The organism is Arthrobacter sp. TmtSoilC77, from assembly GCF_059739415.1.
The window spans coordinates 2,358,923-2,382,398 of the sequence record NZ_AP046050.1; the positions used below are offsets into that span (position 1 = coordinate 2,358,923).

Genomic DNA, 23,476 nt, shown 5'->3' on the forward strand with positions numbered 1-23,476 from the left:
ATGGTGAGGATCCTTCCCCGTGATGTCCTCCGGGGTTTGCCCACAGTGACCACGACCGATGTCGATGATGCGCACCAGAAAATCGCCGATCTGTTCTGCGGTCACGACCTCGTTCCGCAGACCCGGGGGACGTCCGTGGACATGAAGCTGCGCTCGTTGCATCGCGGTGATGTCGGCATCGAATTCCTCGACTACGGTGCGGACGTCCGGATCAGTCCGGAAGGCCTGGAGAACTTCCACCTGATCCAGATTCCCCTCGCTGGCCACGCGCACATGGATGTGGGCTCATCGTCGGTGGACTCGAGCCCCAAAACCGCGACAGTTCCGCCGATCGACCGCCCGTTCACCATGACGTGGGATCGCGGAACCCCGCATCTGATTGTCTACGTGAGCCGCCTCGCCCTTGCCTCCGTTGCAGCCCAGCTCTACGGCGGGGATCCGCAGGGTAAAGACTTGCGCAGCAATGATCCGGGCGCAGACCCGGAGAAGGGCGTGAAGCTCGGCTACGCGATGGACCTCACGGGCTCGGCCGGCCGGGCGTTCTTGAGGTCCGTCGTTGAACTCCACGACGACATGATCAGCCAGCAGCAAAAGACAGCTCCAGGGTTCGTCCAGAAGCTACTCGCGGACACGATGGTTTCACGACTGCTCTTGGCCATGAATCCTGTGACGGAGGCTGATCGCTCCAGCCCTGCCGCCGAGAGCCGGTTGATCCGCCAGTTCCGCGAACTGCTGGAACGGCATGCCTCTGAGGACCTGGCGGTTCCGGACATCGCGGAGAACCTGGGAGTGTCGGTGCGTACCCTGCAGCTGGCTCTTCGCTCCGAAGTTGGGGCAACGCCGTCGGAGTTGTTGAGGAGGGTGCGCCTGGACCGGGCCCGGGAACTGCTTCTCGCTGCTGCCCCTGGACAGGAGACCATTGTTTCGATCGCCGAGCGCTGCGGTTTCTCACACCAAGGGCGCTTCTCGGCGCTGTACCTGGACACGTTCGGCGAGTTGCCCTCGGAGAGCCTTCGCCGGTAGCAGAGACCTTCGCGGCGCTGCTGCACCGTCGGTTGCAGGTGGGAGGATGGAGAAGCGCAGGCTAGTCCATCTCCGGAGTGTTGTCCGGCGGGATGACGATGGTGGGGCATGGCAAATGAGTCAGAACGCCATGGACCGTCGAGCCAAGCAGCAGACGGGCGAAACCTCCGCGTCCCCGGCTCCCCACCACGAGCAGCCTTGCGTTGGCGGCTGTCTCCACCAAAGCCCGCACCGGTTCCTTGTGCGGCTCCGAAACCCTCTTGATGGTCAGGTCGGGATAGGAGTTGCTGAGTCCGGCAACCGTCTCAGACAGAACAATGCGCTCCTGTTCGCTGATCAACTGCCTGAGTTCCGCTGGCGCCAAACCGGCATCCGTGACCGGATCAGGGGCGTTGTACGCATGAAGTGCTGTGAGTTCCTGGCCCTCGCGGTCCGCTTCGGCAGCCGCGAAGGCAACGGCTCTGAGGGAGAGTTCCGAACCGTCCACGCCAACCACGATTCCGTGCCTGTCCTCTTCGTCGTTTGCCGTCCCGACCACGGCCACCGGGCCGGCCGAAGCGCCGGCTATTTGCAGGGCCCGGTCTGTCATTGAGCCGCCAAGGTGGGGGCTGCCGGATCCGATCACCATCAAAGACGTCTTCCGGGCGTACTCACCAAGGGCCGCTGCCACACTGCCGTTGAGCAGTTCGGTGGTGGACTTGACGTGGAAACGCTGCATGACACGTGCCTCAGCTGCTTGCAGGAGCTTTTCGCCGGATTGGGCGAGGGAACGCCGCCACGAAGCGGGCTCAACCAGCCAACGGTCATCCAGGACATGGAGGATTGCAAGCGGCGCATGCTGTTTTTCGGCACGTCGACCAGCCCAAATCAGGGCGGCCTCACTTTGGGTAGAGTCCTTTACGCCGACGGCGATGGTGTGGTCGTTGCTCATTGTTGTTGCCTGCTTTCGTCAAGTTGCAGTGTGTGGCGTTCAGGCCATTTGGCGTGAGGATTCCAGGATCCGAACGTGGCAGGGAACCCTGGCCAGGTCCGCCGCAAGGGGAAGCATGCCGTTCCTGGAGACCTCCTTGAGCTGGCCAAGAGCCTCGGTGGTTATGCTGGCAAGGCTGAGATCCACGGAGATGTCGACGCCGGGAACGGCCGTGTTGACCCGGCGCACTACGGCAAAGATGACCGGGATGTTCTGGCTGGAGATGTGACCACGGACAATGAGGCAGGCAGCCGGATAGTCCGGCTCCAACTTGACCACCATCTGCAGTTTCCCGGTGCCTTTGGCGCCTCGCTGATGACCGTCGGCCCGGTGACCTTGATAAAGGCCACGGTCGCGCTTGCGTGGATTGTCGTGTCGGGCCGGCATGGTCAGACTGCCTGCACTGCTCCGACTACGGGCCAGACGACGCGCGTCTGCCACTTGCCGGGGTCCGGTTCCTTTTCCGGATCACTCAGGTAGAACTCCCACATTGTGTCGGAGGGGGTCATTCCTTCCGCGCTCATTCGCTCAAGGATAAGGGCGTATGTCCTTTCCAAAGTGTCATAGGGTCCTTTGTGGACGGCCTCGAACGCGTCCGAAGCCGGCAGTCGGCCACTGATGACGTCCCCGCCTGCGGAGAAGTTCGGGGTAACAGGAAACCCTGCCTCAACGTCCACGGTGTCGGTAGGCATGCCGTGGTAGAGGGCAAACGGTGGGCCTGTGGGGCTGGCGTGCTGGGCCTGGGCGGCGGCCATGACTGTACCTAAGGCACGGCCGAAGAACTCTGTCAGGTTGGCCATTGGCACGCGGTCGCGGACCACCGCGGTGGGCTGCTCGGACGTCTTAATCAGTCTGGGTTCCAGGTCGATGGTGCTCATGCCTCCAGATTTCCCTGATCATCCCGCAACCGACAGGGCCGAACGACTCTAAAACGTAGGAAGGGGACGACCGGACCGGCTTTAGGCAGCATCAAAGGCCACCTGCAGCCACTGCGCCACTTCCTCATCAACCATCCCAGGATCCCGAAGTTCCAGATGATGAACCCACACCGAGGGGGCCGGGTGGACTACCTGCTTGAACCTGCGGGATCCGAGCTCATACGGCAAAGCCAACGACAAGACGACAGGAACCGTTGACTTCACGTACTTGCCCGGGCGCCAAAGGAAGGCGAAACCATGCCGGCGTCGGATGGCGATCTGGCTCTTGGAAACGCGGACCGATATCGGCCCGAGGCCGGAGATCGCGCTGAAGACCGCGTTGCAGATCGCCAGTCCTTCGGGTGACCCATCGAAAAAGGCCACAGCATCGGGTGGCGGAGTGAGGCTCACAACGCCCGGCCGGGGCTTCGAGGCAGCAATCTGGCGCCCAGTGCCATCACCGCCGTCTTTGGCTGCGACGGCCGGACTTACTCCAAGCCTGCGCGCGTGGCGTCGTCCAGCGGAGTTTGCAGGGACATGGGAGCCGAGAGATCAAAGCGCCTGCCGGTGACGGATTGGGGGACTACCCGGTACAGAAGGTCTTGGCCAACGCCTTGCCACGGGAAGAGGGAACGTTTGACTTCATCCAAGGTGGGACCGCCCGGACCGGCCTCGCCGGCTGCGCCTTTCACCACCACGCTCCAGGCCATACCGAATTCGGCACTCACCGAGTCGGCTTCAAGGGCAACAACGGAGTTGTCTTCAATAGCCTGCTGCTTGGTTCCCATGCCCGTCCGGAAGACGATCGTCCGGTTGTCCACGGCATAATTCACCGGAAAGATGTCCGGGTGGCCGTCCACAATCACGGAGAGTCGCCCAACGTTCGTTTCGCCAAGGAGCCTCCAGCAATCGTCGGCTTCGAGTACTTCTGCCTCAGGCACTATGTTCTTGTCGGTCATGCGGCGATCCTACGGCGGCTCGATTGTGCCTAACAGGGCCCAAAGTCCCGTCGTGCGATCGGTTCGCTGCCACTCGCCGTGAAGCGTGCTGCCGACCAATTGGGGGCATGACACCGAGCAGAAGCAACAGCAGCCCCAGTTCTGCCAGGCCCACACCGAAGTAGACGGCCTGCAACGCGCTGAACGGGATCAGGGACATCTGTACGAAGATCCATACCAGTATGGAATAGGCAGCGGTGGTGGTTACAAGACCGGCCAAGCGGCTCCGCCTGAGGAGCAGGACGAATGCTGCCGTATGGAGGCCTCCCACAACGCATGCCAGCAAGATTCCGGGAACCAGATAGTTGCTGAAAAGCGAGCCCTCCAGGTACTCAACAGGCAGTTGTATCTCCGCTGGCAGTCCGAGGCGTTCCGGGCCCGGCCAGGATCCAAGGACCATGGTGAGGCCACCAGCTATGGAAGTCGTGGCGACGAAGCCGAGGATGATCAGAAGCAGCACAAAGGTCATGTCTTCCTCCTAAATGATGTTGTGGCGAAAGTGCTTGTCCAATGCCACCGCCAGAGCAGCCACCATGGCAACGCCTAGAATGCGCAGCCAAGCTTCTGCTGACAATGGAGCGGTGTGGAACACGGCGTTCATGGACGGCAAGTAGGTCATGGCGGCCTGTCCGGCTGCTTGGATGAGGACACCGACCACAAGCCAAGGGTTGCTGAACGGGCGGAGCTTCCACACGGAACGGGTCAGGGACCTGCAGCTGAACAGGTAAAAAAGCTCCACCATGACAAAGAGATTGACGGCTGAAGTCCGCGCTTCCTCAAGCGTGGATCCTTGGCCTGATTCGTATTCGAAGATCCACCAGGTACCACCAACAAGGAGAATCGAGACAAGCAGGACGCGGAGCGTAAGCGTCCAGGTCAGCAGGGACTGGCGGGGATCCCGGGGCGGCCTGGACATGAGGCCGGGCTCCTTGGGCTCGAAGGCGAGCATGAGGCCGAGGGCAACAGCCGTCGTCATGTTGATCCACAAAATCTGCGTGGGCAGGATAGGCAGGGTCAGTCCGAGGACGATGGCCACCAGAATGACCATGCCTTCTCCCATATTCGTCGGAAGCGTCCAGACAATGAACTTAACCAAATTGTCGAAAACGTTCCGGCCTTCCTCGACCGCGGCTTCGATGGTCGCGAAATTATCATCGGTCAGTACAATGTCCGATGCCTCCTTGGCTACCTCTGTTCCGGAATGACCCATGGCGATGCCGACGTTGGCTTGGCGAAGTGCCGGTGCGTCGTTGACGCCGTCGCCTGTCATGGCGACGATGTGGCCTTTGTTTTGCAGCGCATCGATAAGGCGCAGCTTCAGCTCCGGCGACACCCTCGCAAAAACTGATGCCTTGTTGACGGCGGCCATTAGTTCATCCTCACCCATGCCTTCAAGGTCGGTGCCCGAAAGGGCTGTGGCGGCGGTACTTCCGCCGTCAAGACCAACGGCTGCGGCGATCGCGGTGGCCGTTCCGAGGTGGTCCCCGGTGATCATTTTGACGGCGATGCCTGCGTCCAGGCAGGACCGTACAGCGCCTGCAACTGCCGCCCGCGGAGGATCGTACATCGCCTGAAAGCCAGTAAACACGAGTCCTTTAAGCGGCGGTGCAGCGTCGATTGCCGCGTTTTCGGGCAGGCGTTTCATGGCTGTTGCGAGTATTCGCAGGCCGCGCCCGGCAAGTTCCTCAGCAGCCTGGCCGATGGTCCGGACGTCGAGCGGCTGGGAGCAGCCGTCAGCGCCCATTTGGCTGGAGGAGAGTTCCAAAACACGTTCGAGGCTTCCTTTGACAAGGAGCAGGCCATGCGATTCCCCGCCAGCGTCCTTGTGGAAGCTTGCCATGTATTGGCGTTCGTGGGTGAACGGGATGATGCCCTGCCGGGGATTCCGGGAAACGAAGCGCGGGATGTCCACGCCGTCCTTGCCCGAAACCACGATCATGGCGGCTTCTGTAGGGTCACCCCGTACATGCCACTGGCCATCTTCCTGGAAGACGGTGGAATCGTTGCAGACGGCACCGGCTACAAGGCACCACTGCAGCGCAACGTCACCCGCGGTGGCAGTACCCGCGGTGTGCCCAGGGGAAACAGGCCCAATGGCACCTTCGGGACCGTATCCGGTTCCTGTGACCTCGTAGCAGCAGGCGGGGGTCCTGATCGCGGTCACAGTCATCTGGTTTTCAGTGAAGGTGCCCGTCTTGTCCGAGCAGATCACCGTGGTGCTCCCCAGGGTCTCCACGACAGGAAGCCGCCGGACCACGGCGCGTCTGCGTGCCATCCTCCTCACTCCAATGGCCAGCGTCACGGAAACGGCAGCCGGCAGGCCTTCAGGTATGGCACCGACCGCCAGGGCAACCGCGGCCGTAAACATTCCGGCCGGATGCTGGCCCCGGCCCACCCCAATGATGAAAGCAACTGCGGCCAACGCGAGGATTGCCACAGTGAGTGTCATGCTGAACGAGGCCAGTTTGTTGGTAAGGGGAGTGGAAGCCGGAGTGACTGCCCCCATGAGCCGCTGGATCTCCCCGAGTTCCGTCTCTGCGGCAATGGCGACGACGATTCCAGCGCCGGCGCCTACGGTGACCAGGGTGCCTCCGTAGAGCATGTTGCGGCGGTCGGCCACGGGAGTGGTGAGCGGCAGGACGATTTCATCCTTGCTCACAGCTTCGGATTCCCCTGTCAGGGCGGACTCGTCAACCCGTAGCCCGGAAGTACGTACAAGCCGGATGTCCGCGGGGACCTTGTCGCCTGCTTCCACCAATACGAGGTCTCCCGGTACCAGATATTCGGAGGGGACCTCTATCCGGTTACCCCCTCTGACTACGACGCTGCTAGTCGGAACAAGTGAGCGCAACGCCTCCAACGCGGCCTCTGCACGGACTTCCTGGATGAGTCCGATCACGACATTGACGATCACAACACCAACAATGACTCCGGTGTCCACATACTCACCGAGCACCATGGTCACGATGGCCGCAGCAATCAGTACATAGACCAGGGGATTGTTGAACTGGTGGCCCGCGGAACGCAGAAGCCCGCTCCGGGCAGCGCGCGGGAGCACGTTCAACCCATATGCCTGCCTCCGACCCGCAATTTCCTCCACCCTGAGGCCGTGAAACGCGTCGGCTTCCAGGAGCAGCACTACTTCATGGGCGGGCAGGCTATGGTGGGCCGTCTCGGTGCCGTTCTTCATCGGGAGGCATCCTTGGTCTAGCCGGCCATGAGCGCATCGAGAGTGACGAAACCGAATCCGGCGGACCTTGTCCCTTCAATAATGAGCGGCAAAGCATCTGCATCCAACGTGCTGCCATCGTCAGGATTCGAACCGACATGCATGAGGATGATGCCTCCTGGCTGAAGGCCTCCCAAGACGCGTTGGACTACGGATTCACGGGCCATGCCTCCGCTGGTTCCCTTCCATCCGAGAGTGTCGACGCTCCAGCGCACAGGCACATAGCCGAGGCCGTTGACGGTGTTGATGGTCCGGGAGTCGCGGTCTCCGAAAGGGAACCTGAAGAAGGGCCGGGGCGCACCGCCTGCCGCGACAATCGCTGATTCGGCGCGTCCGATTTCGTCAGCGATCATCGGGTCCGTCAGCTGGGTGAAGGCAGGGTGGGTCATCGAATGGTTGCCCAGCCGGTGCCCGGCCGCCACTATCCGGGCCACGCCGTCCGGATTCGCCGCTGCCCAGGTTCCTGTGAGGAAGAACGTCGCCCGGACATGTTCCCGGTCCAGCGTGGACAGAATGATTTGAAGTCCGGCCGCGTTGGCGCCGCCGTCGAAGGTCAAGGCAATCTGGTTTCCTGCTCCTGGAATCGACGTCAGGTCCTGTCCGCGAAGCCACTCTGGAAAAGGGAGGGCAGGCGGCGTGGCCGTGGTGGAGCCGGGCACGGTGGGCGCAGGTTCCGGTGGGGGAACTTCCGGTGGGGGAACCAGGGATGGTTCCGTGGTTGGTGTCGTGTTTGTGGCAGGAGGCGTGGGACTGGCGGGGGAACTTGCCGCACGTGTCTCCGGCGATGCACCCTGCGTCGCGGGGCCAGGTGATCCATTTGGCCACAAACTGATCATCAGCGTCAGGCCCGCCGCAAGCACCGCCAAGGCGGCCACAACCACGACGGCGACCATCCGCCGTCGTGCCTTGCTCCTGGACGGCAGGTCTTGTGACGGCAGGTCGTTCCCGGTCACGGGTAGCCGTCCTGTTGGTTTTGACCCGGAGGCCGCACCACGTACGGCTCATCAGGGCCTTGGTCAAGCCGGAACGGAGGGTATTCGTCACGCATGAGCGCGCCATACGCCAGGACCCGGTACACCCACCTGTTCAAGCCCATGATGAAAGCAAATAGTGCCTCGGGATACCTGCCGGTGAACAGCAGGATCACCAGGGCGATAAGCACCAGCAGGGCAAGCAAAGACAGTCCTCCGCCGCGGTCACCCACCACACCGGCGGCTCCGTCCTGGGTACGCCACGCCCACGTCGCTGTGCCGGTGATCGCCCCGACGATGAGCAAATGCGGGATAAGCAGGAACCAGGACTTAACAAGCACCAGGCCACGGGAAAGACGAGCCGGATAGTCGATGTCCAGGTCGGCAGGGTAGTTGGCGTGTGCAAGTGTGAAGGGCGGGTACTGATCCGTGCCGCCGGCGGCGTAGACGTAGAAAGCCACACGCCACGTCCACCGGAGGACGCCCACGTTGAACTGGAAGAGCGACTGCGGATATCGGGCGGTGAAGAGAATGGCAAACCACGCGATAAAGGTGGTCACCACGAATGCAAACCAGATGAAGAACAAGACGAAGAAATGTGGAATGGCAAGGAACCACTTGACCAGCCACATCCAACGTGTGAGGGCCGGATCCACAGACCCCCACAAGCGCACCGGATAGCCGATGGTTCCTGCGGCTGCCGGCTGTTGCCCGGCCACGAAGGGGGCTTGCTGGACCGACGGCACAGAGGCGGCGCCGTGCCTGCCCAGTCCTACGGCTCCAGCCACCAGCAGCGGCACTCCGAGGACCAGGGCAAGTGTGCCGGCGAGCAGCAGGCCCGTTGCCGCAGGCTTAATCAGCTCTGATCGGAATCCTGCCTGGAGGTCGGCGGAAACGCCCTCGCTTGCGTCGGCATTCATGACAACCACGGTCCAACTGCCCGCGGAAATGTTCCATGTGAGTTCCTGTCGTCCCGGTCCGGAAGCGGAGGCTGCCCACAAGGGTTGGCTGGTGGGTGGGGCCGGTGTGGAGGACCCGGGGATGTCCCGGTAAACGGGCCGGAAGGGCTGGAACTTAACTTCCTGCAGCTCCGTACGGTGGACGCCCTTCAGATAGGCATCAACTTCGGCTTGGGGCGCAATGCCGATGAAAATCCGGCCATCAGGTTTGTCCGGCGTTGCCCTGAGCCTCAGCGTGCCAACGTCAAAGGGGAGTCTTTCAGGAGTTCCCTCGCCGATGGCATCCAGCTGTGGAGAGACCAACGCATACGATGCCACGGTGTAGCGTTCCGTGCGCGAGCTGAAGTAGCCTTCGTCGCCCTGGCCCGAGGCCAGTAGAGCAGCCGCTGCCCCTCCCGTGGTGAGCGCGAATCCAAAGATTGACAGAATGATCCCGACGACGAGCATCGCTATCGAGGCTGGTTTTGGCATGTCTACAGTTCTTTCCTCGTGAATGCCCACGTGGCCAATAGGACAGCGGCCACCGCGGCAGCAAGCCCCGTGATCACAGGCCAGACCGGCGAAGGATGTGCTTGATTCGCTGTTATGGCGGCAGCCAGGCCGGGGACACCCGCGGGAGAATAGCTCGCCAACGGATCCCATGCTGCGCCCACTGCCAACAGCGCATACAAGCCAAGTCCGGCCCCGGCGGCGCCTGCCGGTGCTGGAATCAGGACCGAAAAGAGTTCCATGAAGGCGAGGATCAGGAGGGCGAAGAGGAGGAGCAAAAGCGCCGGACCCCAAAGCCGGCCGGCGGGTGCCTCGCCAAAGACGAACAGCGTGGCAAGCCACGTAGCCAGGGTGCCAAAACCAATGGCGATGGTGACGAAGAGCCCATGGACGGCTGCTTTGGCGGTGATGAACGTGCGTCTCCGCAAAGGCTTGGAGAGTACGAATGCCGCAGTGCCTTCGCGGACCTCGGTGGAGACCATTCCGCCGTACATGATGATGATGGCGAACAGGATGATCTGGGACAGATTCTTGACCCATTGCCCGTACGCGTCGGCAAACGTTGCCGGGGGCAGGCTGATCGACCCCGGCGACCCGGCGGTGAGTGATCCCAGGAGCTCAGGAGTTATCCGGGCAAGCGGCGGGCCGGTGACGGCAAAGAAGACCACCATCGCAGGAAGCACCCATATGCGCCACGTATGGACTATCTCCTGGGCTTCCTTGCGGGCGAGGACTGAAAAGCTGTTCACGGCACCGGGTCTCCAACGAGTTCGAGGAAGATGTCTTCCAGACTGATCTCGGTGCTTTCCAAACGCACCAGGCCCGTGCCCTGGTCACTGACCATGGTGGGAATCTCGTGCTGGGCAGCAGCCACATCCGATACCCGCGCAAGAATTTCGCCCCGGGGGCCGGGGTGCACCGATATGCTCCAGTTCCTTCCGGCGATTGCTTGGGCGAGCCTCTCGGCGCCCGTACTGACTTCCACTGCGATTGTCTGTTGTCCGTGCCTTGACCGGAGTTCTTCCATGGAGGACTGGGAGAGGACCCTGCCCTTGTCAAGGATGGCCACTGAGTCGCAAACACGCTCCACATCGCTGAGGATATGCGTTGAGAAGAACACGGTAGTCTGCCCTCGCAGTCCACCGATGAAATCCAGGAGTTCCCTCCGGCCGCCGGGATCCAGTGCGCTGGTGGGTTCGTCCAGCAAAAGTAGTTTGGGCGAATTGATGAGGGCCTGTGCCACGCCCAGGCGTTGACGCATTCCCCGGGAGTACTTCCCGATTGCCTGGTTGTTTCCGTCCAATCTCATGAAGCCCAACAACTCCTGGACCCGGTCGGCCAGCAGTCCGCCCTTGAGACCACATAGCCGGCCAGCGAGCTGAAGGGTTTGGGAAGCCGTCATCCAGCCGTAGAAGGCCGGAACATCAGGGAGATAGCCGACCTCGCGACGGACTTGGGGGGCTTCCGCGCCGACATCCATGCCCAGTACGCGGAGGCCGCCGAACGTAGCGTGGGACAGTCCCGTCATAATGCGGAGCAGAGTGGTCTTTCCTGCACCGTTGGGGCCCAGGAAGCCAAAGATCGACCCTTCGAGCACGCTCAGGTTTACCGCATCGAGGGCGATGTTGCGTCCGAACGCTTTAGTCAAGCCCGTGCATTCGATCACAGCACGTGGGCTTGCTGACTCCGGGAGAGGAGCTTTTTTGGCTGGAAGCCGCGTCTTCTGGTCCGGTTCCATCTCAGGTAGCGTTTTCGGGAGAATGCACGACGACGACGGGGCAGTGGGCGTGCGCGACGACTGCGGAACTCACTGACCCAAGAAGGAGGCCACCAAAGCCGCCGTGTCCGCGGCGGCCGACGACGACGAGTGCTGCATGCTTGCTGCCCTCCACCAAGGCGGCCCGGGCCGAGCCTTGGACAAGCCGCCGGCTGACGTTCTTTGGCAGGTCGGCCCCGAAAGCTTCGACGAGGGCGTCTTCCAAATGCTTCTCGGCTTCATGGGCGAACCCGTCGATGCCCATCGCCAGGTAGGCCTCGTATCCGAGGGGAAGTTCCCAACAGGCCCACGCTTCCATAGGCGCGTTGAGGGCCGTTGCCAAATGTTGGCCTTGGCGCAACGCTTCCACTGACGCTTGGGAGCCGTCGACGCCCACGATGATCTTGCTGGGATCCAAACGTCCAGCCATCAGGCACTCCTCTTGGTTGCTTTGGTCTTCATTAGCGTTAGGAGCTCCCCGCCCCAAGTACGCGCCCGCTCGGTCTCACCGGCCAGGAGTGGACCTTCCGTGCCCCCCACGTAGAAGGGCATGGGCTTGCTCACGAGAGTTGCACCTGCCTTTTTCAGTTGGTGGGAGATCTTCTTGGCCGCATCGCCGTGGATGAATAACTTGACCCGGGTGTCAAAGGCAGCGGCAAGGATTCCGGAAAGTCCCTGAGTCCCAACATCGGTTAAGGCTTGCATGGTCTTGGGTGTAGGCCGCCAGCCGTTGATGGGGCTACCCACTACCAACAAGTCGCCGGCCGACACATCCCCACGCCGGAACTGTGCTGCCGGCACTGTCCTGGCATTCGCTGATCCCAGTCCAGAGGCCACAGCCTCCGCGATTGCCTTGGTGTTTCCGTAAGCGGAGTCGTAAACAATAACTGCCTTCATGCTGCTTCCTCGTCTTTTCCATGGTGTTGGAGCCTGGTGGCCTCGGCCTTCCTGCGGGCGGGACGGGCATCCATGAACAGAGTTGCCCAGTATGTGCCGCCGCCCATCACCATGAAGCCCGTTATTCCGAGCACTGGTTCACCCAGCGCGACGCCAGCCAGCAGCAACCCCAGTCCTGACAGGCCAACCAGGATTCCCCTGACGGCATGCTTCCAGCGGATTCGTCCCAGGTCTTCCATGCTCATGAGGGCGGCCAGCCTTGGGTCCTCTTCTTCGAGGGCCCGTGCGATCTTGTCCAATTCCAGCCTCTCGAAGTTGGATAGTTCCATGGTTTTACCTCCTGCTCTCTTGTCCAGCATGGGCGGATGTCAGGTGGCGAAACAGGGCCAAAAGTCACCGCGGGCCAGAGGACCAAAGACCCTCCCCATGCTGCAGGCCTGCGTCCAGAATCAAGGCATGGATTCAGTACGTGAAGCTTCGTTGAACAGCGCCCATGTCTTGTGGTTTGAAGATTCAGGCATCCAGGACATCCCGTCCGTCGGGGGCAAGAATGCCTCACTGGGTGAGTTGACCAGGTCCCTCCGGTCCGCCGGAGTGAAGGTACCTGACGGATTTGCCACCACTGCTGATGCCTACCGTCATTTCCTTTTCGCGAACGGCCTGGAATCGGTGATCAGTGACGCTTTGGATGGTTACCGGTCCGGGCGTTCATCCTTGCGACAGGCGGGAAGCGCCATCAGGGAAGCATTCCTGTCAGCCGAATTCCCGCCGGACTTCGCCCGAAGCGTTGAGCAGAGTTACAGCATCCTGTGCCAGCGCGCAGGGCAGGAAAATCTCGCCGTGGCCGTTCGGAGCAGCGCGACGGCGGAGGACTTGCCCGACGCGAGCTTTGCCGGCCAGCAGGAAACCTATCTCAACATTTCCGGGGAGCGTGGCGTCCTTCAGGCATGCAGGCAGTGCTACGCCTCCCTGTTCACCGATCGGGCCATCAGCTACAGGGAGATCAAGGGCTTTGGGCACCTCGACGTAGCGCTTTCCGTAGGCGTGCAGCGAATGGTCCGCTCCGATGTCGGGGCGTCCGGAGTCATGTTCTCCATTGACACGGAGTCCGGTTTTCCACGGAGCGTCCTTATCAGCGCAGCCTGGGGTCTGGGGGAGACGGTTGTTCAAGGAACCATCAACCCTGATAAGTACCAAGTGTTTAAGCCGCTACTGGGCGACCCGGCGTTGACACCGGTGATCCAAAGGGACATCGGAGCCAAGGAACGGAAGATGGTCTACAGCCAGGGTGGTACCGCCCGGACCCGGCTCGTGGACACGAGCAAGCGGGAACAGCGCTCGTTGGTCCTGACGGATCCGGAAGTACTGCAGCTTGCGCGATGGGCTGTTGCCGTGGAAGAGCACTACGGCCGTCCCATGGATATGGAATGGGCCAAGGACGGCGTCACCGGCGAACTGTTCATGGTCCAGGCACGTCCGGAAACTGTGCAGGCCCAACGATCTGCCTCCAGTTTCCGAATGCACCACCTGCGGCGCCCTGGCAGGATACTGGCAACCGGTGCCGCGGTAGGCGAGTCGATTACCCGGGGCCCGGTCTGTGTCATCCGGGATGCGGGGGATATCGAATCGTTCGTGGACGGCTCCATTCTGGTCACACAGATGACGGATCCCGACTGGGTCCCTGTCATGAAGCGTGCTGCTGGCATTGTCACGGATCACGGTGGTCCCACAAGCCACGCTGCCATCGTCAGCAGGGAACTCGGAGTCCCGGCAATCGTTGGAACCGGTGACGCCACGGGAGTCCTCAAACCTGGCTCACAAGTGACGGTGTCGTGCGCTGAAGGTGAGCAAGGCCGGGTTTATGAGGGCTTGCTGGAGTTTGACGTCGAAGAAGTGGATGTGGGAACGCTTCCCGAGACCCGGACAGAAGTGATGATCAATGTCGCCAGCCCGTCTGCAGCGTTTCGGTGGTGGCGCCTGCCGGCGGCCGGCGTGGGCCTGGCCAGGATGGAATTCATCATTAACAATTTGATCCGGGTTCATCCGATGGCCTTGGTGCATCCGGAGCGGGTCATCGACGCCGCCGAGGCCGCGTCGATCCGTGACCTGACTGTCGATTATGAAAGTCCTGAGGAATATTTCGTTTCGGTGTTGGCCACTGGGATTGCGAAGATTGCGGCTCCGTTCCACCCCAAGCCAGTGGTAGTCCGCCTTAGCGATTTCAAGAGCAACGAGTATGCCCACCTCATGGGAGGCCAATACTTCGAGCGTCCCGAAGAGAACCCCATGTTGGGCTTCCGTGGCGCCTCAAGGTACTACAGCAACGAGTACAAAGAAGGTTTCGAGCTGGAGTGCAGGGCCTTGAAGCGCGTCCGTGACGATATTGGTTTTACCAATGTCATCGTCATGGTACCTTTCTGCCGCACAATCCACGAAGCGGAGACGGTCATCGCTGTCATGGCTGACAACGGACTGGTGCGGGGGAGAAACGGGCTCAGGATCTACATGATGTGCGAGGTGCCTTCGAACGTCGTCCTGGCAGAAAGGTTCGCGCAAAGGTTTGATGGCTTGTCAGTGGGTTCGAATGACCTTACCCAGTTGGTTCTGGGTGTGGACCGCGATTCGGAACAGTTGGCTGGCCTTTTCGATGAACGGGATCCCGCCGTCACCACGATGATTTCCCAAGTCATCAGGGCAGCGCACGATGCGGGCATCAAGATCGGCCTGTGCGGCCAGGGGCCGAGTAACCACCCGGACTTCGCAGGGTTCCTGGTCCAGGAGGGCATTGACTCAATCTCATTGAACCCGGATACCTTCCTACGCACTTTGCCGGTGATAGCGGCCGCCGAACAGCGCCCGGAGCAGGACAGGGCCACATGAAGGGATCACCCACCGCTGCTGCGGCCAGGCCTCCCTATGACGCCGTCATTCTTGATTTGGATGGAGTAGTGACCAGCACGGCAACTATCCATCAAGGGGCTTGGAAAGACGCCTACGATGCGATCATCCATGATGCCCGCTTTCCGTCGGACGCCGACCGCCGGGCCTTCACGCCGAACGACTACTTCACACTTGTGGACGGAAAGCCGCGGGAACGAGGCTTGATGGATCTCCTGGCATCCCGGGGTGTTCGCATCCCGCAGGGACTACCGAGCGACCCCACAGGTGAGTGGAGCGCCTTCGGGTTGGGTGCACTGAAAAACAAGGCCTATCTGGCGCGCCTAAGGAACGACGGCGTCCAAACCTATCCGGGAACAGTCCAGTTCCTGATGGGCTTGAGGGCAGCCGGGGTTCCAGCGGCGGTAGTGACCTCAAGCCGAAATGCCACTCCGGTACTCGCGGGGGCCGGCATGGAAGACACCTTCGCCGTAGTCCTTGACGGGACGGCGGCCGCCGCGATTGGCCTCCCCGGCAAGCCTGCGCCCGATGTGTTCCTGGAGGCAGCCCGGCGGTTGAACGTCCCGCCAAAGCGCGCGGTAGTCATAGAAGACTCTGTTGCAGGAGTGCAATCTGCCCATCGAGGCGGGTTCGGCCTGGTCGTGGGGATCGATCGCAGGGGAATCCGCAACCAGCTTGAGGCCGCCGGAGCAAGTGTAGTGCTCAATGACGTCAGCGAACTTGACCTGGGGTTGGTCATGGGTGATCCCTGGCAGCTGATTTTCGAAGGAACCGATCCGGACCACGAAGGCCATCGTGAGGCACTCACAACACTTGGCAATGGATATATGGGCGTCCGCGGCGCCGTGGCCGAATCCAACCGGAGCACGCGCTATGCCGGGATGTATCTTTCAGGGGTATTCAATCGTGTCTCCGCCGGACTGGGCCAGGAGACAGTCCTCGAAGAACACATGGTCAACGGTCCTGATTGCCTCCCGATGGACTTGCGGCTGGAAGGCAGTCCGTGGTGGTCCAGTGACGGGCTGCGGGTTGTCCACGAGCGGAGAACACTTCAAATGGACAAGGCAGTCCTCACGCGCCGACTCGTCCTGGAGGCACCCGACGGGCGGCGTTTGGAAGTCACTGAGACGAGACTCGTCTCCATGGCCGATCCTCACGTGCTCGCCATCAAGACCCGTATCGCTCCGGTGGGATGGAGTGGTTTGATCAGTATCCGTGTGGGTGTCAATGCCGGCGTACGCAACGCAAACCTTCCCGAACCACCACTGACGGGTCTCAAACACCTGATCGACCGGACAACCTTCGACGGCGCAGGCGGCGGTCAAGGAAACACCCTGTTGGTTGAAGCGGAAACCAGCCAAAGCCAGGTTCGGATTGGCGTCGGTCTTCGTGTGGAAGTCGCCGGTATCAAGGGAACTTCCGGGAGCAAAGGGGCGTTCCACTTCCGGACTTTCGAAGCCCATTGTCCTGACCGGGCAGCAGTGACGGTGACGAGGATCGTGGTCGTTGCGACGTCCCGGGACCGGGCCATTTCGTCGACTGGCACAGCGGCGGCCGCATGCTTGGCAAGGGCCGGCACCGATTTTGACGAACTCCTGCGGGCCCATGAGTCCGCATGGCAGCGGACCGTCCGTCCTTTCAAGGTGGAATTGGACGCCCCGGCGCAGGTACAGCTTGTCTTGAACCTGCACCTGTTCCACTTGCTGCAAACGCTGACGCAGCATACGGCTGAACTCGACGTTGGCGTACCCGCACGGGGATTGCACGGGGAAGGGTACCGTGGCCACGTTTTCTGGGATGAGCTGTTCGTACTTCCCGTTCTCACCTCAAGGACACCTGACGTGGCGCGGGCGTTGTTGGACTATCGTTGGCGTCGACTCCCTGCGGCACGGCAGGCCGCGGCCTGTGGCGGTCTTCCCGGTGCCAGGTTTCCGTGGCAGAGCGGGAGCGACGGAACTGAAGAAACTCCGCGGTGGCTATACAACGCGAGGTCGGGACGTTGGGTGCAGGACCACTCCCACCTGCAAAGGCATGTGGGGCTTGCTGTTGCCTTTAATGCATGGCAGTACTTTGAAGCCACCAACGACCTGCCATGGCTTTCGCAGAAGGGGGCGCAGTTGGTGGTGGAAGTAGCGCGCTATTTTGCCGCTGTCGCCGAATACGATCCCGGTGACCAGCGTTACCACATCCGCGGCGTAATGGGACCGGATGAGTATCACACGCAGTTGCCTGGGAACGGGAACCCCGGCCTCGATGACAACGCGTACACGAATGTGATGGCTGCCTGGGTCTGTGCCTGTGCTGCCATGATTCCCGAAACCTTCTCCGGTCACGAACTGGCCGACCTTTTGGAACGCCTGTGCATCACTGAACAGGAAGTTGACCGGTGGAGCCACCTGTCCAGCGCCATATTTGTGCCTTTCACAAACGACGGAATCATTAGCCAATTTGCCGGCTACGACCAATTGGAGGAACTGGACTGGGACAAGTACCGCCAGCGGTACGACAACATTGAGCGGCTGGACCTCATCCTCGAAGCAGAGGGCGATGACGTCAACAGATACAAGCTGGCCAAACAGGCAGACGTCCTCATGCTTCCTTATCTCTTGGGACGCCAAGGGCTTATTTCGTTTCTGAAGCGCCTTGGCTACGCTTTGCAGCAGGAACAATTGGATCGAACGATTGAGTACTATCTGGCCCGGACGGCCCATGGTTCCACCTTGAGCAGGGTCGCGCATGCTTCAGTATTGGCTGCGTTGGATCCGGAACGGGCATGGGACAGTTTCAGGGAAGCCCTTGATGCTGACCTTGATGACACCCAGCACGGCACCACAAAGGCGGGCATACATTTGGGAGCGATGGCGGGAACCATCGATGTTGTCCAAAGAAGCTTCGCTGGCCTGCGGCTGGACAGGAGCGGGTTGTCGTTTACGCCGAACATGCCCCACGGCCTTCGGTCGGTCTCCTTCCATGTGACCTACCGGGGACACTTGATGGACATCCAATTGAAAGATGGACGCATCCGAATATCCTCTGCCGCCGGCGGCGCCCCACCGGTCAGGGTCAAGGTCCACGGCCAAACCGTGATGCTGGCATGTGGAGACACACGAAGCTTCCGCATGCAACCAGCGCGCCAAAGCGAACATCGATGAAGCGACTGGGAATCCTGACAAGCGGTGGCGACTGCCCGGGCTTGAACGCTGTCATCCGAGGGGCAGTGCTGGGCGGAGCCCTGACCCACGGGTACGAATTCATTGGATTCCGCGACGGCTGGCGAGGCGTCCTGGACGATGACATCCTCCCTCTGCCCCGTCGTGCCGTTCGCGGAATCTCCCGGCTCGGTGGAACAATCCTGGGCACGTCACGGACTAATCCTTTGAAGGAGGACGGTCCCGTACCTGTATCCGACTCGTTGCGCCGGCACGGTCTGGATGGCTTGATTGCCATAGGGGGAGAGGGTACGCTCGCTGCCGCCAGGATCCTGTCGGATACTGGAATCAAGGTCATTGGGGTGCCGAAAACCATTGACAATGACTTGGGCGCCACCGACTTCACTTTTGGTTTCGATACCGCAGTACAGACGGCCACGGAAGCGATCGACCGGTTGCGGACCACGGGTGAGTCGCATCATCGGTGCATGATTGCTGAGGTGATGGGACGTAACGCCGGTTGGATCGCGCTGCATGCGGGAATGGCCACAGGCGCACACGCCATATTGATTCCCGAGCATCGAGCGGCTTTGAACCAAGTTGCGGCATGGGTCAATTCGGCCCATGACCGCGGCCGTGCGCCCTTGGTGGTTGTCGCGGAGGCGTTTGTGCTTGTCGGCCAGGAGGCTCCGTACTCGCCGCGTGGACTGGACACATTCGGCCGGCCGCGTCTCGGAGGTATCGCGATGCTCTTGGAACAGCAACTGCAGGATCTTACGGGAATCGAGACCAGGGCAACCGTTCTGGGCCATATTCAACGCGGAGGAGAGCCCACTGCTTTTGATCGGGTGCTGGCAACACGGTTGGGGATGGCTGCAGTCCGGGCAGCCGCAGCAGGCGAATGGGGGACCATGGTATCCCTGCGCGGAACGGACATTATTACCGTGGGCCTGGAAACCGCCTTGGGGACGATCAAAACTGTGCCGGTCTCCCGGTATTTGGAAGCCGAGGAGCTGTTCGGCTAGGACCCGGATGTCGCGACCGCCCGGGAGCGAGGTTCCCGGACAAAGGGTTTGACCCGGCGAGGCCGGGCCAAACGACTATTCTCTGGTGATGGGGATTCTTGAAGTGGAAGCCACCGACGCCTGCTCCGGGATGGGCGCCCTTACCTCGAGGACCCCGTCTTTGTACGACGCTTTCACGTCACTTTCCTGCACGCCATCCGGCAGGGGGACGCGCCGGAAGAAGGAGCCGTAGCGGAACTCAGAACGATAACTGTCCTTGTCCTTTTGCTCTTTCTTCTCCTGCCTCTCTGCCTTGATCGTCAATGCGCCATCTGAGACGGTGATTTCAGCATCCTTTTCGGGATCGATTCCGGGGAGCTCTGCCCGGACGACCAAGGTGTTGCCGTCAACGACTTCCTCCACCCTGATCGCGCCCGTGCCGGCATCTCCATCGAAGAGCCTCTCGATCAGCTCAATAGGCGAGCGACGTGAGTCAAACCATTTCATCAAGTCAGTCATGTTTTCCTCCTGGTCCAAACAATCCGGTCCAATCAACCTGATCCAATCAATGCAGGGAGTGGTTCCCCGCACCTATAGCCTTGTTCAGCCGGAAACAGGCATCCAGAGTCGAAAGTCCTCCGCAGGAACCCGCCATTGAAGCATGCCGGCCCAGGTGGTCAATGGACGCGGAGTACGGCTGCTCCGGTGATACGGTCGTTCGCCAGATCGTCCAGGGCCTGGTCTGCCCGCCCGAAGTCGTATGAGGTTGTGGTCGGTGTCAATGCCATGTCTGCAGCCAGGGCCAGGAGTTCCTCCCCGTCCGTGCGTGTGTTGGCAGTTACGCTCCGGACCTGACGTTCGTAGAACAGGTCGTCGGCGTACTTGAGTGAAGGGATGTCTGTGAGGTGTATGCCGGCAATTGCCAGCGTTCCGCCGCGGTCCAGCGACCTCAATGCGTAGGGCACCAGCTCTCCTGCCGGTGCGAAAAGAATCGCTGAATCGAGTTTGACCGGAGGAACATCCTTGGCACCGCCCACGTACTCGGCGCCCAGGGAGCGGGCAAGGGCCCGGGCTTCCGTTGAACGCGTCATGACGTAGACCGAGGCACCCTGATGCATCGCAATCTGCGCGGTGAGGTGGGCGGAACCCCCGAAACCGTAGATGCCCAGGCGCCCTCCTGGTGGTAGGGAGGACCTCTTCAGTGCGCGATAGCCGATGATTCCCGAGCAAAGGAGCGGGGCGGCCTGTTCGTCTGTGAAGCGGGCTGGGACAGCGTAGGCAAAATCCTCCTGGGCCGTCATTAGTTCCGCGAATCCGCCGTCGCGGTCCCATCCAGTGAAAGTTGGCGTCAAGCACAGGTTTTCCTTGCCCCGTCGGCAGAAGGTGCACGTTCCGCAGGTGCCACCGAGCCATGCCACGCCCACGCGGTCGCCCGCCGCGAATCTGCTGTCGTTCGAGCCGGTTTCGAGCACAGTTCCAACGGCTTCGTGGCCCGGAACCACATTAGCGCTGCGTGGCTGCAGATCACCTTCAGCCAAGTGCAGGTCTGTCCGGCATACACCGCAAACACTCACCCGGATCAACAATTCCCCGGCTTTCGGCCGGGGATCTTTCCGCTTCCCTTGCACCAAGGGCCGGGTCGGCATCGGTCCGGGATTTGCTACCCACCATGCATGCATTGCCAAATCCTTCCGCGATTCAATGCCACGAGGTTTGCAGGCTGCAGGGATATAAACCAGAGCCAAAGGTCACGGGGTCCGGCTATTGGCGGGGGACACCCTCCTGCGGAATCGCCCCGCGATCTCGACGGCGGCGCTGGACGCCACCGCGACTCCGATCGTCACCGGCAAGAGATCCCCCGGGGGCCAGTCGAGCCGGAAGAAGTCACTCAGCAGCGGGAAGGTGAAAACGGTGGCTGTGCCGAAATACATCGCGGCTATGACAGCCGTCTTCCGTGCATCGAGCGGACGCGCGATGACCGCCAGGATCCACGAGCCAATGAGTGCCAGCGCCATGGTTGACGCTGAGCGGGCTTGGTCGACGCTGAAGCTGCCCGTCGCCTGGATGTAGTAATTGAGCGCGGTTATCCCGACGGCGGTGGCCAACCCGGCGGGTATGGCGAAGGACAGCGAGCGGCGCAGGAATCCGCGGGCATAGCCTCTCGAATTGGGCAGTAGGGCCAGAAAGAACGCGGGCAACCCGATGGTCAGCCCATCCACCGCCGATAGTTGGCGTGGAAGGAAGGGAAAGGGTAGAAGCAGCGTCCCGCAGAACACGGAGATAACAACCGCATACGCCGTCTTGCTGAGAAACAGCATGGAAACCCGCTCCATATTGTTAATTACCCTCCGTCCCTCCGCCACCACGGCAGGAAGCCTGCTGAATTTGCCATCGAGCAGGACGATGCGCGCTACAGCCTTGGTGGCCGGAGCTGCGGAGTCCATGGCGATGCCCAGGTCTGCCACTTTGAGTGCCAAGGTGTCATTGACCCCGTCACCGGTCATCGCAATTGTGTGGCCCCGGCGCTGCAGTGCGAGCACCAGCTCCTTCTTTTGTTTGGGGGAGACGCGTCCGAACACTGAGTGGTCTTCCATCAGCCTTTCCAATGCGACGGGATCTTCAGGCAATGTGCCGGCATCGATTGCATTCGTATCTTCCAAGCCCAGCTTGCCGGCCAGCAGACCAACCGTGCGGGGATCATCGCCGGAAAGAATCTTTATGTCCACCCCCTCCTCACGGAAGTAGGCCAACGTGCGGGGCGCATCGAGCCTGATACTTTCACGGAATGTCAGCAGCAGTACCGGTTCACAATCCGGGGGCAAAGGATCTTCGGTCCCAACAATGGCCAGATTGGAGCGGGACAACGCCATGGTCCGGAAACCTGACTCAATCAACCGTTCCGCCCGCTCCCGTGCAGATTTGCATCCCGAAGAGCCACCCGCCAGGACCACTTCCGGGGCGCCGAGTACCCAAGTGCAGGAGCCGCCCCGGAGATTGCCAAGGGTCACAGAGCTCCACTTGCGCGCTGAATCGAATGGCACTGAAGCCAACGCGTGCAGCTCCTGTTTCTGGGGAAAGGCGTCCCCGACAGACCGCGAGGTGGCGTTGGCCGGTTGGTTGGCCCCGAACCATTCCAGTGCTGCGCTCCAGCCATCCTGGATGTCGTCCCGGAGGTGGTGAACGGCGTCGAAAGCCATCTGTCCGTCCGTGAGCGTTCCTGTCTTGTCCAAGCAGAGCACATCCACACGGGCGAGGACTTCGACAGCTGCCAGCTCCTGGACGAGGACTTTCTGCCGTGCCAGGCGAACGGCTCCGACGGCGAAAGCTACGCTGGTCAGGAGCACCAGGCCGAGGGGAATCATGGCTATCGTGCTAGCCACGGTGGAAACGGCGTTCTGTCTCCAAGCCCCGGAAGCCAGTGCTCCCGCCCAGCCGTCCTGCCGGACAAACTGCGAATTCAGCACCAGCAACGTCACGGGCAGGACAATCCAGGCCAGGACGCCCAGCACCTTGTCTATTCCCCTGCGTATCTCAGAGGTCACAAGGGAAAAACGCTTGGCATCCGCGGTCAGTCGGTTGGCAAATGTCTCCTGGCCAACCCTGATGACCTGGGCGGAGCCGGAACCGGCAAAAATCAAGGACCCAGCCAACAGCACGTCCCCGCGGTGCTTCGGCACAGGCGCCGACTCACCCGTCAGTAATGACTCGTCCACGTCAACGGAACCCTCCCCGGTGACAACCGCGTCCGCTGGCACTTGATCGCCGGCACCAAGCAGCAGCAAGTCATCCATCACCAGTCCCGTTGCGGGAATTTCGTGGTGATGTCCATCGCGGACCACGCGTGCCGTGGCCGCGTGGATGATGGTCAGGCGATCGAGGGATCGTTTGGCGCGGTATTCCTGGATGACGCCAATAAGGGCGTTCCCGATGGCCGCCAACCCGAACAGCGCGTCCTGCCACTGCCCGAGAAAGAGCAACAGCGAAAAGCCCGACAAGACGATGCCGTTGAAAAGCGTAAAGACGTTGGCACGGACGATAGCCAGCAAGCTGCGGCTGGTTGGTATGGGCGCGACGTTGACCAGCCCGTCGCGGATCCGCTGCGAGACGTCGTCAGCAGAGAGGCCCGCCAGCGGACCGTACTGCTTGGTCACTGGCGGCAAACCTCAGTTAAGAAGTTGGCATACCTCGCACGATTCAAGGTTCCTCCACGCTGTCC

General features: G+C 61.4%; 21 protein-coding genes. 4 read left to right on the forward strand and 17 right to left on the reverse strand.

Features of this window, described 5'->3' with window-relative positions; all coding sequences use genetic code 11:
* Nucleotides 1-1,023, forward strand: coding sequence for an AraC family transcriptional regulator (locus AC6I99_RS10850; RefSeq protein WP_497945159.1), 1,023 nt, complete (start codon nucleotides 1-3; stop codon nucleotides 1,021-1,023).
* Nucleotides 1,024-1,084: 61 nt separating this feature from the next.
* Here AC6I99_RS10850 and AC6I99_RS10855 read toward each other — a convergent pair whose 3' ends face one another.
* From AC6I99_RS10855 to AC6I99_RS10920, 14 genes are all read right to left on the reverse strand, one after another.
* On the reverse strand, nucleotides 1,085-1,954 hold the full coding sequence (locus AC6I99_RS10855) for a universal stress protein (RefSeq protein WP_497945158.1): 870 nt from the start codon (nucleotides 1,952-1,954) through the stop codon (nucleotides 1,085-1,087).
* A 39-nt stretch (nucleotides 1,955-1,993) separates the two neighbouring features.
* Nucleotides 1,994-2,380 carry a hypothetical protein gene (locus AC6I99_RS10860; RefSeq protein WP_497945157.1) on the reverse strand — a complete coding sequence of 129 codons (387 nt, stop codon included), beginning with the start codon at nucleotides 2,378-2,380 and terminating at the stop codon, nucleotides 1,994-1,996.
* 2 nt (nucleotides 2,381-2,382) lie between these two features.
* Nucleotides 2,383-2,871 carry a GyrI-like domain-containing protein gene (locus AC6I99_RS10865; RefSeq protein WP_497945156.1) on the reverse strand — a complete coding sequence of 163 codons (489 nt, stop codon included), beginning with the start codon at nucleotides 2,869-2,871 and terminating at the stop codon, nucleotides 2,383-2,385.
* An 81-nt stretch (nucleotides 2,872-2,952) separates the two neighbouring features.
* Entirely contained in the window at nucleotides 2,953-3,321 is a 369-nt protein-coding gene (locus tag AC6I99_RS10870; RefSeq protein WP_497945155.1) for a DUF5655 domain-containing protein, read from the reverse strand.
* A gap of 77 nt (nucleotides 3,322-3,398) precedes the next feature.
* On the reverse strand, nucleotides 3,399-3,869 hold the full coding sequence (locus AC6I99_RS10875; RefSeq protein ID WP_497945154.1) for a pyridoxamine 5'-phosphate oxidase family protein: 471 nt from the start codon (nucleotides 3,867-3,869) through the stop codon (nucleotides 3,399-3,401).
* Nucleotides 3,844-4,377: a hypothetical protein gene (locus tag AC6I99_RS10880; protein ID WP_497945153.1), complete on the reverse strand. Its 534-nt coding sequence runs from the start codon at nucleotides 4,375-4,377 to the stop codon at nucleotides 3,844-3,846. The genes AC6I99_RS10875 and AC6I99_RS10880 overlap by 26 nt, the downstream gene beginning before the upstream one ends.
* 9 nt (nucleotides 4,378-4,386) lie before the next feature.
* Nucleotides 4,387-7,098 carry an HAD-IC family P-type ATPase gene (locus tag AC6I99_RS10885; protein WP_497945152.1) on the reverse strand — a complete coding sequence of 904 codons (2,712 nt, stop codon included), beginning with the start codon at nucleotides 7,096-7,098 and terminating at the stop codon, nucleotides 4,387-4,389.
* A 17-nt stretch (nucleotides 7,099-7,115) separates the two neighbouring features.
* Nucleotides 7,116-8,090, reverse strand: coding sequence for a polysaccharide deacetylase family protein (locus tag AC6I99_RS10890; RefSeq protein WP_497945151.1), 975 nt, complete (start codon nucleotides 8,088-8,090; stop codon nucleotides 7,116-7,118).
* On the reverse strand, nucleotides 8,087-9,538 hold the full coding sequence (locus AC6I99_RS10895) for a DUF4389 domain-containing protein (protein WP_497945150.1): 1,452 nt from the start codon (nucleotides 9,536-9,538) through the stop codon (nucleotides 8,087-8,089). Before AC6I99_RS10895 ends, AC6I99_RS10890 begins: the two co-directional genes overlap by 4 nt.
* A gap of 2 nt (nucleotides 9,539-9,540) precedes the next feature.
* On the reverse strand, nucleotides 9,541-10,305 hold the full coding sequence (locus AC6I99_RS10900) for a DUF2705 family protein (RefSeq protein WP_497945149.1): 765 nt from the start codon (nucleotides 10,303-10,305) through the stop codon (nucleotides 9,541-9,543).
* Entirely contained in the window at nucleotides 10,302-11,204 is a 903-nt protein-coding gene (locus AC6I99_RS10905) for an ABC transporter ATP-binding protein (protein ID WP_497945148.1), read from the reverse strand. The genes AC6I99_RS10900 and AC6I99_RS10905 overlap by 4 nt, the downstream gene beginning before the upstream one ends.
* A 91-nt stretch (nucleotides 11,205-11,295) precedes the next feature.
* A complete protein-coding gene (locus AC6I99_RS10910) occupies nucleotides 11,296-11,742 on the reverse strand; it encodes a universal stress protein (RefSeq protein WP_223932671.1) in 447 nt (148 codons plus the stop codon).
* The gene (locus AC6I99_RS10915; RefSeq protein ID WP_223932672.1) at nucleotides 11,742-12,209 is read right to left on the reverse strand and encodes a flavodoxin family protein; all 468 of its coding nucleotides are present in this window, start codon (nucleotides 12,207-12,209) and stop codon (nucleotides 11,742-11,744) included. The genes AC6I99_RS10910 and AC6I99_RS10915 overlap by 1 nt, the downstream gene beginning before the upstream one ends.
* The gene (locus AC6I99_RS10920; protein ID WP_497945147.1) at nucleotides 12,206-12,538 is read right to left on the reverse strand and encodes a DUF3040 domain-containing protein; all 333 of its coding nucleotides are present in this window, start codon (nucleotides 12,536-12,538) and stop codon (nucleotides 12,206-12,208) included. Before AC6I99_RS10920 ends, AC6I99_RS10915 begins: the two co-directional genes overlap by 4 nt.
* Nucleotides 12,539-12,665: 127 nt before the next feature.
* Between AC6I99_RS10920 and ppsA the strand changes: the two genes are divergently transcribed.
* From ppsA to AC6I99_RS10935, 3 genes are read left to right on the forward strand one after another with little or no spacing between them, the layout of a single operon-like run.
* On the forward strand, nucleotides 12,666-15,089 hold the full coding sequence (gene ppsA, locus AC6I99_RS10925; protein WP_497945146.1) for a phosphoenolpyruvate synthase: 2,424 nt from the start codon (nucleotides 12,666-12,668) through the stop codon (nucleotides 15,087-15,089).
* Nucleotides 15,086-18,259 carry an HAD-IA family hydrolase gene (locus tag AC6I99_RS10930; protein ID WP_497945145.1) on the forward strand — a complete coding sequence of 1,058 codons (3,174 nt, stop codon included), beginning with the start codon at nucleotides 15,086-15,088 and terminating at the stop codon, nucleotides 18,257-18,259. Before ppsA ends, AC6I99_RS10930 begins: the two co-directional genes overlap by 4 nt.
* The gene (locus AC6I99_RS10935; protein WP_497945144.1) at nucleotides 18,256-19,281 is read left to right on the forward strand and encodes a 6-phosphofructokinase; all 1,026 of its coding nucleotides are present in this window, start codon (nucleotides 18,256-18,258) and stop codon (nucleotides 19,279-19,281) included. Before AC6I99_RS10930 ends, AC6I99_RS10935 begins: the two co-directional genes overlap by 4 nt.
* A 75-nt stretch (nucleotides 19,282-19,356) precedes the next feature.
* Here the strand turns inward: AC6I99_RS10935 and AC6I99_RS10940 are convergent, their stop codons facing one another.
* From AC6I99_RS10940 to AC6I99_RS10950, 3 genes are all read right to left on the reverse strand, one after another.
* Nucleotides 19,357-19,779 (reverse strand): Hsp20/alpha crystallin family protein, encoded by a 423-nt coding sequence (locus tag AC6I99_RS10940; protein WP_497945143.1) that lies wholly within the window; start codon nucleotides 19,777-19,779, stop codon nucleotides 19,357-19,359.
* A gap of 158 nt (nucleotides 19,780-19,937) precedes the next feature.
* A complete protein-coding gene (locus AC6I99_RS10945) occupies nucleotides 19,938-20,939 on the reverse strand; it encodes a zinc-dependent alcohol dehydrogenase family protein (RefSeq protein WP_497945142.1) in 1,002 nt (333 codons plus the stop codon).
* A 69-nt stretch (nucleotides 20,940-21,008) separates the two neighbouring features.
* The gene (locus tag AC6I99_RS10950; protein ID WP_497960971.1) at nucleotides 21,009-23,411 is read right to left on the reverse strand and encodes an HAD-IC family P-type ATPase; all 2,403 of its coding nucleotides are present in this window, start codon (nucleotides 23,409-23,411) and stop codon (nucleotides 21,009-21,011) included.
* Between the last annotated feature and the right edge of the window lie 65 nt (nucleotides 23,412-23,476).

Bases quoted from the DNA above. Each gene is read 5' to 3' on its own strand.
- AC6I99_RS10855 (WP_497945158.1), bottom strand. From the start codon at position 1,954: ATGAGCAACGACCACACCATCGCCGTCGGCGTAAAGGACTCTACCCAA.
- AC6I99_RS10940 (WP_497945143.1), bottom strand. From the start codon at position 19,779: ATGACTGACTTGATGAAATGGTTTGACTCACGTCGCTCGCCTATTGAG.
- AC6I99_RS10880 (WP_497945153.1), bottom strand. From the start codon at position 4,377: ATGACCTTTGTGCTGCTTCTGATCATCCTCGGCTTCGTCGCCACGACT.
- AC6I99_RS10910 (WP_223932671.1), bottom strand. From the start codon at position 11,742: ATGGCTGGACGTTTGGATCCCAGCAAGATCATCGTGGGCGTCGACGGC.
- ppsA (WP_497945146.1), top strand. From the start codon at position 12,666: ATGGATTCAGTACGTGAAGCTTCGTTGAACAGCGCCCATGTCTTGTGG.
- AC6I99_RS10865 (WP_497945156.1), bottom strand. From the start codon at position 2,871: ATGAGCACCATCGACCTGGAACCCAGACTGATTAAGACGTCCGAGCAG.
- AC6I99_RS10920 (WP_497945147.1), bottom strand. From the start codon at position 12,538: ATGGAACTATCCAACTTCGAGAGGCTGGAATTGGACAAGATCGCACGG.
- AC6I99_RS10850 (WP_497945159.1), top strand. From the start codon at position 1: ATGGTGAGGATCCTTCCCCGTGATGTCCTCCGGGGTTTGCCCACAGTG.
- AC6I99_RS10895 (WP_497945150.1), bottom strand. From the start codon at position 9,538: ATGCCAAAACCAGCCTCGATAGCGATGCTCGTCGTCGGGATCATTCTG.
- AC6I99_RS10860 (WP_497945157.1), bottom strand. From the start codon at position 2,380: ATGCCGGCCCGACACGACAATCCACGCAAGCGCGACCGTGGCCTTTAT.
- AC6I99_RS10915 (WP_223932672.1), bottom strand. From the start codon at position 12,209: ATGAAGGCAGTTATTGTTTACGACTCCGCTTACGGAAACACCAAGGCA.
- AC6I99_RS10930 (WP_497945145.1), top strand. From the start codon at position 15,086: ATGAAGGGATCACCCACCGCTGCTGCGGCCAGGCCTCCCTATGACGCC.
- AC6I99_RS10885 (WP_497945152.1), bottom strand. From the start codon at position 7,098: ATGAAGAACGGCACCGAGACGGCCCACCATAGCCTGCCCGCCCATGAA.
- AC6I99_RS10875 (WP_497945154.1), bottom strand. From the start codon at position 3,869: ATGACCGACAAGAACATAGTGCCTGAGGCAGAAGTACTCGAAGCCGAC.
- AC6I99_RS10935 (WP_497945144.1), top strand. From the start codon at position 18,256: ATGAAGCGACTGGGAATCCTGACAAGCGGTGGCGACTGCCCGGGCTTG.
- AC6I99_RS10945 (WP_497945142.1), bottom strand. From the start codon at position 20,939: ATGCATGCATGGTGGGTAGCAAATCCCGGACCGATGCCGACCCGGCCC.